At 60.5% G+C, this 13,192-nt stretch carries 9 protein-coding genes; 6 read left to right on the top strand and 3 right to left on the bottom strand.

Annotated features, from left to right (window positions below; translation table 11 throughout):
- The coding region (locus DD236_RS05015; protein WP_133246059.1) for an IS3 family transposase at window positions 1-614 on the top strand (614 nt) is incomplete at its 5' end.
- Window positions 615-899: 285 nt separating this feature from the next.
- Window positions 900-1,397, top strand: a complete 498-nt coding sequence (locus DD236_RS05010) for an alpha/beta hydrolase (protein ID WP_133246058.1) — start codon at window positions 900-902, stop codon at window positions 1,395-1,397.
- Between the two features lie 44 nt (window positions 1,398-1,441).
- Here the strand turns inward: DD236_RS05010 and tatC are convergent, their stop codons facing one another.
- The 3 genes from tatC to DD236_RS04995 are packed head-to-tail and all read right to left on the bottom strand — an operon-like array spanning window position 1,442 to window position 3,081.
- Entirely contained in the window at window positions 1,442-2,290 is an 849-nt protein-coding gene (tatC, locus tag DD236_RS05005) for a twin-arginine translocase subunit TatC (RefSeq protein ID WP_243409913.1), read from the bottom strand.
- 7 nt (window positions 2,291-2,297) lie between these two features.
- A complete protein-coding gene (gene tatA, locus DD236_RS05000) occupies window positions 2,298-2,594 on the bottom strand; it encodes a Sec-independent protein translocase subunit TatA (protein WP_109093223.1) in 297 nt (98 codons plus the stop codon).
- Between the two features lie 13 nt (window positions 2,595-2,607).
- Window positions 2,608-3,081, bottom strand: coding sequence for a twin-arginine translocase TatA/TatE family subunit (locus DD236_RS04995; RefSeq protein WP_109093222.1), 474 nt, complete (start codon window positions 3,079-3,081; stop codon window positions 2,608-2,610).
- 1,197 nt (window positions 3,082-4,278) lie between these two features.
- On the opposite strand from DD236_RS04995, the gene DD236_RS04990 reads away from it, so the two are divergent.
- The 4 genes from DD236_RS04990 to DD236_RS04975 all read left to right on the top strand — a co-directional run bounded on the left by DD236_RS04990 (window position 4,279) and on the right by DD236_RS04975 (window position 13,152).
- The gene (locus DD236_RS04990; RefSeq protein WP_109093221.1) at window positions 4,279-6,789 is read left to right on the top strand and encodes a DUF6351 family protein; all 2,511 of its coding nucleotides are present in this window, start codon (window positions 4,279-4,281) and stop codon (window positions 6,787-6,789) included.
- A gap of 62 nt (window positions 6,790-6,851) precedes the next feature.
- Complete coding sequence (locus DD236_RS12155; RefSeq protein WP_109093220.1) at window positions 6,852-9,905, top strand: hypothetical protein; 3,054 nt, start codon at window positions 6,852-6,854, stop codon at window positions 9,903-9,905.
- Window positions 9,902-12,682 carry a hypothetical protein gene (locus tag DD236_RS04980; RefSeq protein ID WP_109093219.1) on the top strand — a complete coding sequence of 927 codons (2,781 nt, stop codon included), beginning with the start codon at window positions 9,902-9,904 and terminating at the stop codon, window positions 12,680-12,682. Before DD236_RS12155 ends, DD236_RS04980 begins: the two co-directional genes overlap by 4 nt.
- 173 nt (window positions 12,683-12,855) lie before the next feature.
- Entirely contained in the window at window positions 12,856-13,152 is a 297-nt protein-coding gene (locus DD236_RS04975; protein WP_207785682.1) for a thioredoxin family protein, read from the top strand.
- Window positions 13,153-13,192: the final 40 nt, after the last annotated feature.

The following is a 13,192-nucleotide window of genomic DNA, read 5'->3' as shown; positions in this document are numbered from 1 at the left end:
TGGTCACCACCGTCAGGGATGAGAAAGCTGCCCGGTTCCCTGACCACGTGGAACGCCGGTGGGATGCGCCTGATCGTCCGGATCAGTGGTGGGTCGCCGACTTCACCTACGTGTGGACACTGGCGGGTTTTTGCTACGTTTCCTTCATTACCGACGTGTACTCGCGCCGGATTCTCGGGTGGCGTGTCATGAACACGAAAACCACCACACTCGTGGCCTCAGCGCTGCAACAAGCCTTGTTCATCAGAGCCCGCCACGATAGCGCATTCACCTCCAAGGGATTGATTCACCATTCCGATGCGGGATCCCAATACACGTCTCTGGCTTTCTCCAAGCATCTTCACGAGGCCGGGATCATTGGGTCGATCGGAACGGTTGGAGATGCCTACGATAACGCGTTAATGGAATCAACCATCGGTCTCTATAAGACCGAGCTCATCGACTTCGAGGGTGCAAGATGGGAAGACTGGAGCCACGTCGAGAGGGCCACTGCCGAGTGGGTGCATTGGTACAACACCGGCCGGCTTCACTCCGGATGTGGTGACATTCCACCCATCGAATACGAAACCTTGTACCATCAAACACACAAAGGCCACACCCTCGTGGCCGCCTAACAACAACCTCCACCAACCCCAGGCCGCTTCACCCACGGGTTCATCGTTGTCAGCCTTGACCAACCCGGCACCGTCGGATCGGCGCTCCTTTCCGACGGCACTCGCATTGCCTACCGTGGCTTCTCGGTACTCAAACCGCTGATTGATCAGTCAATCGAGCCCCAACGGGAGCCACCCACCCTAGATGGAACTGCCTATCCCACGGGTCTGGCACCTTACCTTGCCGCTGACCCCCGGGCCGTCTTAGATTGGCTCAGCTCGGCCTCAAACCCGTTGCGGGCTAGCATGGATCTCGATTCTGTGGGCGCCATGGGCATGTCACTGGGTGGGTACACGTCGGTCCAGTGGTGCGCGACGGATCCGCGCGTTCGGGCCTGCCTTATCATGGATGCGCCCATGTCGGCTGACGTCTTGGCGCGGGAGCTCTCCGTTCCCACCCTGTGGCTGACGCGCCCGGCATCTGACATGGCAGCCGAGGGCTGGTCACCCACCGAGGTGCGACACTTCGACGGTACGCAGCGAGCCGCCTACGAGTCCGCCACCGCACCGGGTTGGTATGTCATGGTGGATGGACTGTTCCACGCCGACCTCACTGACGCGCCTTACGGAGCCACAGATCTGTCACGAATTGGCATGACGAGCAAGAATGCCGGGAGCGAGGTCCACGAGATCCTGCGACGCCTCAGCGTCGACTTCTTCAAACGGACTCTGCGTGGCGAGAGGTGCCCATCAAGCCTAGACGAGCCGCCGTGGCCCAAGGTGCATGTGGAATCTCGAGGTTAGCGACGTTTCACCGTTACCTACCCGACTGTCCAGCTAGACGAGGCCTAGCTAGACGATGCACGCGCTGGCGAATCCTTCAATTGCTTCGGGCGCCGTCGGAGGTTCATAGTCAATCGAAACGATCGTGCTGGCCTAGTAATCCCGTTACGCCTACGCAAGCGCGACTCATGGACGGCCGAGACGCCAACTGCCACGAAATACAGCGCCAGCAACGCTAGGGCCTGCAGGATCATCGGGATCGGACTGGGCACTGGATTGACCATGGCAGCGAACGTAAAGCAGACGACGACGGCCGCCTTCCACCCCCGCAGCATGGAGCGGACACTGAGTGCCCCGACTAGATTGAGCGCCACTAGAATCTCCGGGATCAAGAACGATACCCCGAAGGCCAGAATTAGCTTCATACAGAAACTGACAAAGGCGTCTGCGCGCAGAAGTGTGGTGGCACCCTCGGGAACGAATGCAATAAGTGCATGCACCGCCTGAGGAATCACCATCACCCCCGCTAGGGCACCTGCCGCGAATAGGATAATGCCCGTTGTGCCGAAGATGGCGACGAAAAGCCGTTCCTTCTTGCGCAATCCGGGCCCGATGAACGTGGCTATCTGCACGATCCACCAGGGACTGGACAGGATGAGTCCCGCCCATAAGGCAACTGTGAACTTCAGGTCCAATGCTCCGCCGAGCGTCTGGAAGTTCAGCTGCCCGGCTCGGCCCGCGGCATCAAGCAGAACGCCCTGAAGGTAGCCCAGAATCGGATCGAAGATAAACCAACCGATGATGACGCCCACCAGCACGCCCGCAAGGCTCCATAAGAGGCGCTTCCTCAGTTCCCGCAGGTGATCTAGGACCCCCATCCGCCGTTGAGGGTCACGTTGAGCGGAGACTTTCACGCCACCGTCACTTCAGCTCTCCGCCCGCCGAATTGGTGGGCATCGCGGACTGCTGGGGCTGGGTCGGACTGGGAGCCGCGACAGGCGGATTCATGGCAGCTGCCTGCGGCGCAGCCTGCTGGGCACTGTCTTGGGGCGCGCACACCTGCGCAGGCTTCGGATCATCTTCATCTTGAAGGTCCCTCAGGTCCTTTCGCAGGATCTTGACGGACTGGCCCAGCGACCGTGCAAGGTCGGGGAGTTTCGAGGCGCCGAACAACAGCACCAAGATCAAAACGAGGACGATCATATGACTGGGTCTCATGGGGACTATCCCTTCACTGGGTATGAACTTCGGTTGATGATTGGGCCATGTCCGGCCCGGCTTGCCCGCCCGGTACCACCGGGTCCGACGCCTGTGCCGTAGGCGGATCCTGCTTGGCAGGACTGGCTGGAGTTTTTGATCTAGTCGGCCTATGCGCCATCGCTGGTTTCGCGCCCGGCTGCTCGTGACCGCTCACCTGCGTCATCCACGCGTCCATCTCCTCGCGAACGGCTTGACGGACCATTTCACGCGGATTGTAGTCACGCAGATCGAACGAGGACAGATCAGTGCCGCCAAGGTTCAGGGGCGAGAAGTCCAAATCTGACATCTCCACCTTGGTTTCCTCGCGCAGTCGACCACTCCACCGTTTGAGCACCTCGATGGCGGACTTGAACCACTTGAGCGCGTGAATCACGCTTTCGGGTCCGATCAGCACCAATGTAACAACCAGAATGACAAGCAACTCCGTTGCTTCGATCCCGAACAAGATTCACCTCCGTCCTTTCACTCCTCGCACGCCACTGGCGTTCGTGCGGCTCCGCCTAGACCTCCCGACTGAGAGATTGGTCAGGAGAGAGCTTCAGCGCGTGATTGGAGAACATCCACGGTCGCCGAAACAGAAACCATTGCTCCACTCATGCTGTTCATGCCTCTCCATTGCCGGCAATGTGCCCCACGCCACCTTCGGTTGGTGCACAACGGGAGTTTACTGCAGTAGATTCAGCCTGTCAACGCCCGACTTATTCCTGAATTATCAATTCTTTTCACTGTAACTACTCGAGTATCTACGCCGCGTTGCCGTTACAGGGCTCCCGAGCGCACAACCCCACACGCCAGCGCCGGAAGACTAGCCGACGCCTCAACAGCACACAGCGCCTACCACATGCATGACAGGCCGCCGAGCATAGCGATACGGCGCGAGCGAGCGTGCCATAGCGTGCCATTCGGAAGCTCAAATACCGGCCCAATCCCAGTGCGTGTGCTCAAGGACGGAACCACGGAACTGGTGAGTGTGGTGACCAGCGAAATCACCATACGGCACTAACCCAACTCGTTGGAGCCCTCGACTCAACTGCCGGCATCGCGGCACTCACTCTGACACTCAATGTCAGCCGCGGCAATACGAAAGGCGCGGTAGGTCCGCTCCCCCGGATGCCGTAGCCTTCAGCATCCTCGACAGCATCAAGCAATCAGCCCGCGCCCGCAAGACCCTCACCACGGTCCGCCAGCACTGGACCTCATCGCGACGAGGACCATCAGCTTCCCCTCTCGCTCGCCCGAGTCTCCCAAGAAAACCTCCGTGCGCGGCGCTCAAAGTCCGCCGTTCTCGGCGCCACCCAAAGACACTCCTAGGACGAAAGTCCTTGTCAGCCTGTCTCTACTGCAGTAGATTATTCGCATTCGCCAACAACTGTTCTGTAACCGCCCGAAACCCGGTAGGCAAGGCAGTCCAGTTGACTCGCGGAGATTGACGACAAAGCAACGTTTGCCTCGCGTCGAACGGCCAGTGGTTGGAATGAGCCGCCCATCAGCCACCTCCGTGAAACACGCGCCAATCCGCCAAGGATTCGGGGACATGTACAGCGATGCGCATGCCTCGTTTCGAAGACACATCAACACTGAAAACACATCAACACTTACGCAGCAGTTGCATCTCAACAAGTCTCGATGAGGAGTTCACACGATGTCCGGCAGTCCCCTCCCCCTCACACGTCAGCGGCGCACCGCCGCATGTCTAGTCGCAGCAGCAATGATCACGGTTGGCACGGTGATGCCAATCGCGTCTGCCGATACAGTCGATGATCACGGTTCCGGCAGAGCACAGAAACCTGAAGTCACCATCTCCGTCCTATCCGGACGGCCCGACACAGTCACCGGTGGCGACGCCTTGGTAGAGGTCACGATTCCCGAAGGTACCTCACTAGAGGATGGCGCAATCATCGCGGGTGGCACCGATCAGTCGGAGGTGTTCACGGCAGACGGAGACGACCACACGCTGGTCGGCGTCGTCACGGACCTGCCCCTAGGTGACAGCGAGATCCAAGTCTTCTCCGACGATGACCCAGATAATCCTGCAGCGTCGTTGACCGTCACCAACTACCCGCAGGAAGGCCCGGTTATCTCGGGTCCCCACCAGGATCCGTTCCTGTGTCAGACCGAGGACGCCGTCCAACCCGGCAGCGGGGATTCTCTGGGCCCGCCTCTCGATGAGGATTGCTCGATCGAAGACAGGGTCGATTACATCTACCAGAACAAGATGGGATCCTTCGTGGAGTGGCCCGAGGACACCACGGAATACCCGGAAGACCTGAAATACACCACCCGGACCTCTGGTGAAGTGGTGCCGATGATCGTTCGTCTGGAGACTGGCACGGTCAATCGCGCAATCTTCCGCACCACCGTCCTCCACGATCCCCTGACCGAAGAGGAGCCCACTCCCACCGCCGGGCCAAAGAACTGGAACGGCTCGGCCATCTACATGTTTGGCGGAGGTTGCCCGGGTGGCTGGTACCGTCAAGGATCGAACACTGGGGACATAAAAGCCCCGTTCATGTTGGGTGAGGGTTACGCCCTGATGACTTCCTCTCTCAACGTCTTCGGCAATAGCTGCAACGACGTGTTGGCCGCAGAGTCGGCGATGATGGTCAAGGAGACCTTCAGCGAACGCTACGGCGCCATCGACAACGTCATCGGGTGGGGAAGCAGCGGAGGCGCGGACCAGTCCCTTCAGATCGCTGACAACTACCCAGGAGTCCTCGACGCGATCCTCATTTCCGATGTGTTCCCTGACGTCAGCTTCGCAACGGTCAACTTCATCACCGACGCCAAGCTTCTACACGAGTACTTCAAATCCACCGACGTCGCGTGGACGGACGCCCAGAAGCAGGCCGTCACCGGCTTCATCAACTATGACACCATCGCCCAAGTCGCCGGGGACCAGCGAACGAACCCGGTTGCCAACTGCGATCAAGTCCCAGAAGATCTCCGATACGACCCGGAGACCAACCCCACCGGGGCACGCTGTGATCTGTTCTCCAACATGCGCAATCTCTTCGGAAATAACCCCGACACCGGGCTTCCCGGGCGCCCCATGGACAACGTCGGTATCCAATACGGACTCGAAGCGCTGAACAACGAAGACATCACTGTGGACCAGTTCTTGGACCTCAACGAACAGGTTGGAGGCCTAGACAACGACTCCAACCTGATTCCTGAACGCACCGTCGCAGACGGGCAGGCGCTGCGCAACGCCTACCAGACTGGACGGATGCTCAACGGCGGCGGCGGACTGGCTGAGATCCCGATCATCGACCACCGCACCTTCTTAGACGAGAACGACGGCGGCAATATCCACGCCCGCTATCACTCGCTTTCGCTGCGCCAGCGCCTCATTAACGCCAACGGCTCATCAGAAAACTTGGTCAATGTCATGCGGGACCAGAGTAATCCGCAGTTCAGCCAGCAGATCATCACGGCAATGGGTCAGTGGCTGTCGAACATCGACGCCGACGGTTCGGAAGCCACCGCCCGAGAGAAGGTCATCGCAAACAAACCCGCCGACCTCCAGGAAGGCTGCTACTCACGCGATGGCTCTAACACGTTCATCACCGAACCCCTCGACCGCGATCCTGACAGCAAGTGCGAGCAGCTGTATCCCTCCGGATCGTTCCCCCGTGAAGTTGCGGGAGAATCCGTCGCGGCAGACGTCGCCAAGTGCGACTTGGCCTCGCCCCAGCGCGGCGATTACGGCGTCGAGTTCAGCGACGAGCAGTGGCGCCGTCTCAATGACATCTTTGACGACGGCGTCTGCGACTACACGGTGCCAGGAGTTGAACAGCAAGGGCTGGCAGCAACGTGGGCCCAGTTCGACGGTCAGGGATGGACATCCTTGAACGATGGCGCTCCCGCAGATTGGTCCCCCACCGATTCCTACCATGCCGGAGACCGGGTCACCTACAACGGCTCCGTCTGGCTGGCCTCATGGTGGTCTCAAGGAGAAACGCCCGGCTCCATCACCGAAGGCGCATGGCAGGAAATCGTGGAAACCGCTGACGGCACCGCCGTGTGGACCCCAACACGGATCTTCACCGAGGGCGACGTCGCCGAATATCAAGGTCAACGTTTCGAAGCCAAGTGGTGGACCAGAAACCAAGCACCTGGAGATACATACGGCCCCTGGAAACCTATCGAGTGACAAACAAGAAAACATCCACCACTAGAACTGCACGTCCCCGCCACGACGCGAAAGGGAAACCCGTGGGAAATGAAATCAGCCGCCGAGGATTCTTGGCATCCGGTGCGTTCTTCGCCACCGCCGTCGCCTTGTCATCACGCACGGCCCACGCAGCACAGCTACGTTCGACCCTGCCTCCGAGTGCCAAGGCAACCGATACCCCCTTGGCGATTGAGGCCGACGACGACGGCGTCTTGACCATCCTCACGGCTGAAGGCACCGCCTTGGTCCGTATCGACGGGTTCGCTCTGCCACAGGTGGCCTCCACCTCAGCCTCCGTGGAGCAGGACGAAACCTCCGACGGGGAGCACAGGATCCGCATCGCCTACGAGATGGAGGATCCGGCCTACTCGTCTGCGGCCACCTACACTGTGTCCGGACCGGCCGTTTCGATCGAGTTCGAGCTCAGTGCTCCGGAAGGAGCAGCCACCACCGGTGCCAAGGTCCATCGCGAACTACTCGACCCCGACATGCCGGACTACATGTTGTTCCCAGCGGAGATCCCCTACCCCTTCGCACAGTGGTCACGCGACCCGCGGGGCGGTGTTCCGTACCTGGAGCGCACCGGAGACGCATACTTCCTAACTTGGAACTCCGGCCAACTCAGCGCGGCATTCGTCACGCCACCACGGGAGGCCCGGCCAGACCAACCGCACCACGTGTCGTACCCGTTCGAATCGACCGATCGGTTCCCCCAGGAGTACGTGCCGACGCCACTCACGTCGAATGAATCGGGAGGGTGGGCCTGCTCCTTCGCTTTCCGCACGGAGGCCGTGGTGGGCGAATCGTTGGACCACTACCTGGCCGCCGAGCCGCTCATCGGTGGCGCTCTCCTAGCCGCTCCGGATCTGGCGGTTGACGTCACCAGCTCGCAAACCTTCAACCTATTCGACGAAGCGGGCCAACAAACCTTCAACATCGGGGTGTATTCCAATGCCGCTCAGACCGTGAGCGTGGAGCTTACGGTCCGGGACTTCGATGGGACTGTAACCCACCAGTCAACGCATGATCAGCAATTCGATTCTCCATCGGCCGCAACGATTCCGGTGAGCGTCGAATTGCCTGGCCCGCGCTCGCTCAGCTTTTTGGAAGTCGTCGCCTCAGGCGGTGACAGCGAGGTTCTGGCGCGCACCACTGCGGCCGTCATTCCTCCTCATGAGTTCGGCCCACCCGACCAGTCAATCGTTGGGATGGGCGGTTTCCCCAGCTCCCCGGCTGAGGGGGCCACGCAAGCACCCGGCTTTGAAAGCCATGAGGAAGAGGTCACTCTTTGGCAGCGACTAGGCGTCAAACACCTGCGTAACAACTGGCTGACTGCTGCCGAGACGCAGAGTCTGGGAATAGCCACCGCGTTTCAGCCGGCTGCCTCACCCGGCCAGTATGCCGATGATCCTGAAGGTCTTCAGGATTGGTACGACCGCGCATTCACGCTGGGGGACCACGCTGGAATCTCTCACTTCGAACTACTCAACGAGTGGAATCTGCGCGGAGACGGCCTAGGCAAGGGCACGTTCGCCGAAGAGTACACGCGCGGGTGGTTGATTCCGTTCCGCGAGGAGATGGACCGCCGTGGCAGCACCGCGAAACTCAACTCCGTCGGCCTAGGCAGCTGGGATCCAACGTTCATGGACATCGTGCGCGACAACGGCGGGTGGGACGTCCTCGATGGCGTCGCCATCCACCCAGGACGCGGCAATCTGGTCCCCGATCTCGACCCCATCGGTACCGGACCCGACACCTACGGCCAAGCGTGGAACTTCTTCGGTGCTGTACGGAAAGCCAAGGCCTATCTTGATGAATATGGATCGGAAAAGGAGCTGTGGCTCACCGAGGTCTACGCTCCCACGAAGCCGAACGCCTGGTGGGGCGACGACGAACGTACCTCCGCCGACGCCACTCTGCTCACACTGGCCTTGACGATGGCCGTGGGGGCAACAGGAATTCATTGGTTCCAGCCCTATGACGGAAACTGGTCAGAGAAATACGGGGTCAACCACACAGATGGGGAGTACCACTACGGGCTCACCCACGTCGATCGCAGCCCGAAGCCCGAACTGCTGTCCTTCGAGTGGGGCGCCCAGATCCTCGACGGCGCGGAGTTCCTCGGATGGATCGAATCCCCCCATCCCGACCTTCGTGGCCTGCGATTCCGTAACGCCGAAGGTCCCTTCTGGATCCTGTGGAGCCGTCAGGACGGCTATCTCGTCATGTCCGACCATGGTTCCGATGGGTTCTATCCCCAGAAGGAGGCCTGGGAGAAGCACACGGAAGGGACACTCACCGTACAGATCCCAACTGAGGGCGAGATTCAGGTCTCGGACACCATCGGCCGTGCCCTGTCGGTCGCTGCCAGCGCCGGCGTGACTGTAACGGCAGAGCCAATTGTTGTCCAAGGTGCCCTAGATCCCGACTCACTGGGACCAGACGACGTGGAGGGCAAGGCAAGTATTGCTCTTACCGACGTCTCGGTCGCCATGGACGACGCCGACCTCGTTGTCTCTGGAATAAACGGCTCCGAGAAGACGATGGTCGTCCGCATCGAGGACGTCCCCACACACGTCACGACATTCGACGTCGAGCCGGGCGAGTTCACGGTGACGGTGCCAGACGTGACTGAAGCAGATCAGTTCCGGATCTTCACCGAGGTCTTTGCCGGGGGGCAAGTCCACCGCGCCGAATACTACCGCTCGGTTGCCAGTCCGGACCCGGAGCCGACCCCGGACCCCACTGAGCCCGGACCGACGCCTGAACCGACGCCGGACCCAACCGACGGCCCTGGCAAGCCGACCCCGACCCCCACAGGTGGTCCCGGCGACGGCGGCACAGGAAGCGGTGGTTCTGGCAATAGCAGTTCCGGCAACGGCGGCACAGGCGGAACGAGTGACGGCCTACCCTTCACCGGCCTCAACGCCGCCGGCCTAGCCGCAGCCGGCGGAGCCGCAGCCGCAGCCGGCGCCGCAGCAAAAGCCGCCAGCAACAGACACAAGAAATCATCGACATCCACCCACGAAACAGGAACGCCGCTCAACGCGGCAGACAACCCCACCAATGACAACACGGAAGGCACCAACCAATGACCATCGACATCACTAGGAGGACCTTCCTCGCGGCAGCCGGCCTCCTCACCACTGCTTCCGCCTTGGGAGGGTTCTCCCCTCACGCCCTAGCGGCACCCAAAGCAGCAGTCGGACCAGTCCTAGAAGCCGAGGGCATTCGGGTCTTTTTCGGTGATGACGGAAATCTCCACATCCACGACGGCGCTGACGTCAAGCGACTGAAGATTCACAAGGTCTACATCAGCGGAAAGGTCAGCGGCGTGGCCACCGAGCCGACTCTGGTGGAGACGGACGGACAACAGTCTCTGAAGATCCCCTTCACCGTGACCACCACGGACGACTCCATCGATGTCTCCCAGTACGCCTGTGACGGCACCTTCACCGTTGGAGACGGTGGATCCTTCCACCTCGCCATCGATCTCACCACGCCGTCCGGATTCGACAACGCTTCAGGATACACGCAGATCACTCGTAGCTACGTTCCTTTCGAGGCGAATAAGGAAACCGCGGCCATCACTGTGGGATCTTGGGACACCGACGAACGCGGCGGCATTCCCTTCCAGATTCCGCTGGGCAAGGTCTACTCGACCCCGCTGGGAGATGACGTGATGTGCCACGAGCTCGCCGCCAAGAACAATGCTGACTGGGTGTCCGATTGGAACTTCCATCTGCCCGCCATGAAGATCGACGAGACCCATTACGAGATGGCCTACATGGGAGTCATCGGGACCACCTCTTCCGCAGCCGCCGGTGGTCAACTGAGCACGGAGAACCTCACGCTGGGTGCTACCACGGAGCAGCCATTCCACCTGTGGACGGCTGAATCTGCTGTTCTGGCCTTCGATCTCACAGTGACGAACCTTGCGGCAAACGCCGATGTCACCGTGGACTGGACCCTCCGCGACTTCGACGGCACCGTTGTCGGAGAGGGCCAGCAGGTCATGAGTGGCCTATCGGGAATCGGCACGTTGTCTGGGACCAGTCAGGGAGAGGTCCCGCGCGGTATCTACTTCCTAGAGGCCACCGCAACATCGGCCGCTGGCGATGTCGCCGTCGCTCGTCTCAACCTCAGCGTCCTGCCTCCGTGGGACAACCCCGTCCCCGCCAGTACGTCGAAATTTGGTCTCGCGGCCATTTTCATGGGTGCGGGCGCCGGCTACGGAGTCGGTCGCACCGACTGGGTGGACCTCTGCAAGAGGATGGGAGTGCGCCACCTGCGTCAGTACCAGCAAATGGAATCCGCCGAGCGGGAGGCCGCCGGTATACAAGGAATGTTCCACCGCGGCCCCACTCAGGGCCAGCTACGTGGCGGCTCGGGTTACCCCGACGGAGAGCTCGACGAGGCTGCACGCGACAAGCTGTTTACCGAGTACACTCAGGCATGTCTGGAGAGCAACGCACCGTACTTCGAGCTGTCCAACGAATGGAACATGAAGGGTGGTGTTCTGAGCGGAGCTACAGCACCCGAGTACGTCCACGACGTCCTGCTTCCCATGCACCAATACCTCATGGACGCAGGGGCATCTACCGAGCTGTGCATCATGGGCCTAGCGGGCCCCGACTACGTCTGGCTGGAAAAGCTGGCGGAAGAGGAAGACGGCGCCGCGTGGAAGGCAACAAAGGCCGTCGCCCTGCACACAGGACGCGGGAACTTCACCGCTGACTGGGCGCCCACTCCCGATACCTGGGGCACTGGCTCGGACGGCTCGTACTGGAATAACGAAGGGAGCGTCGTGGCCATCATGGACACTATCGCTCAACTGGACGAGAAGTACGGCACCCACCACGAGCTACTCATCACCGAGACCTACGCCGTGACCTACGCCAACCATTGGTGGACCGACAGCTTCCGTAACGCCGCCGAGAACACTTTGATGACGATTGCCTACGCCTATAAGGACAACGTGGATTCCTTCTACTGGTACCAGATGAGTGACGGTGTCTGGTGGAACGTCGATGGTATTCAGCCTAACGACAAGGAGTTCTCCTACGGAATGGTCATGGTTGACGGATCGCTGAAGTCTTCAGCGCTGGCCTACGCGACGGCCGCCGAACACCTCGGGGATGCGAAGTTCGTCAAGGAGTATCAGGTCGGACCCGACGAGGCCAAGGGACACGGCCTCGTCTTCGACACCCCTCAAGGCGAATTGCAGGTCCTATGGTCGCGTGCCGATGGCTATGTCATAAATTCAGACTTCGAGGACCGCAATGACCCCTTCTACGACATGCCCGAACCTTGGGTCGATGTATGGCCGACGAAGACTGAGGTCAGTCTGCCTGCCGAAGGCAACGTCACCGAAATCGACTGCTTGGGACGCGCCACCAAGTTGGCAAACGAGGGCGGCAATGTCCTCATTACGTTGGACGGCGCACCTCGCATGTACTACGGGCTGACCGTGGACCGAAACGATCCGGAGCCCAGCCCTGAACCTACCGAGCCGGAGCCGACGCCGGAGCCAACGGATGAGCCCAGCACTGAGCCTACCGGTGACCCCAAGCCAACGCCAGTCCCCACCGGCGGTCCAGACAATCCGACCCCAACACCTACCGGCGGTTCGGGAACCGGCAATAGCGGTCCCAGCAATGGCGGCACAGGCGGGGCCAATGATGGCCTAGCATTCACCGGTCTCAACGGAGTCGGCCTAGCCGCAGCCGGCGGAGCCGCAGTACTGGCAGGCGCCGCAGCAAAAGCCGCCAGCCACAAGCACAAGACTTCGCCGGAATCCACACCCGAAACTCCCCTAAACGCCGGAGACGATTCGGAAGGCCAATCCAACGCGACAGACATCGAACAATAAGACTCGACCCCACAAGGAGGACCCTCTTCGCAGGAGCTAGACTTTTCGGCATATGCTGAAACATGGTGAGTTGATTGACGCCAGTCCGTCCAGCGTGACGCACTGGCGTCAATCATGCCCATTTGTGACTGAGGCAATGAAGCGCTGCCGTGCTCAAGTACTAATCTAGAGACGTGGCATTTGACGAACACTCATCAGAGGCTGTGCACCTTGAGCTTTTCAGCTCGTCCTTCTGTGGGGCGTGCCGGCGCACACGCGGCATCCTCGATACTGCGGCTAGGCTTGTTCCGTCTGTTTACGTCACGGAGATCAACGTGGCTGATGATCCAGATGCCGCCGAACGCGTTGACATCACATCAACGCCCACAGTGATTGTGCGTGATTCCCACGGAAAACAAACATTCCGAGGCGAAGGCGTGCCCAACATTAATCAAGTATTGGCAGCCACGGTAGCAGCGCTTGATGCCTAAGCAGCCGTCCTGCTAAGCGCGGCCCGCACAAGTACGAGAA

The organism is Ancrocorticia populi (assembly GCF_003123745.1).
GTDB lineage: Bacteria > Actinomycetota > Actinomycetes > Actinomycetales > Actinomycetaceae > Ancrocorticia > Ancrocorticia populi.
Note: the sequence above shows the minus strand (reverse complement) of the source record. Positions and strands in the feature narration are given on the sequence as shown.

Bases quoted from the DNA above. Each gene is read 5' to 3' on its own strand.
- DD236_RS05010 (WP_133246058.1), top strand. From the start codon at position 900: ATGGATCTCGATTCTGTGGGCGCCATGGGCATGTCACTGGGTGGGTAC.
- tatA (WP_109093223.1), bottom strand. From the start codon at position 2,594: ATGAGACCCAGTCATATGATCGTCCTCGTTTTGATCTTGGTGCTGTTG.
- DD236_RS04990 (WP_109093221.1), top strand. From the start codon at position 4,279: ATGTCCGGCAGTCCCCTCCCCCTCACACGTCAGCGGCGCACCGCCGCA.
- DD236_RS04980 (WP_109093219.1), top strand. From the start codon at position 9,902: ATGACCATCGACATCACTAGGAGGACCTTCCTCGCGGCAGCCGGCCTC.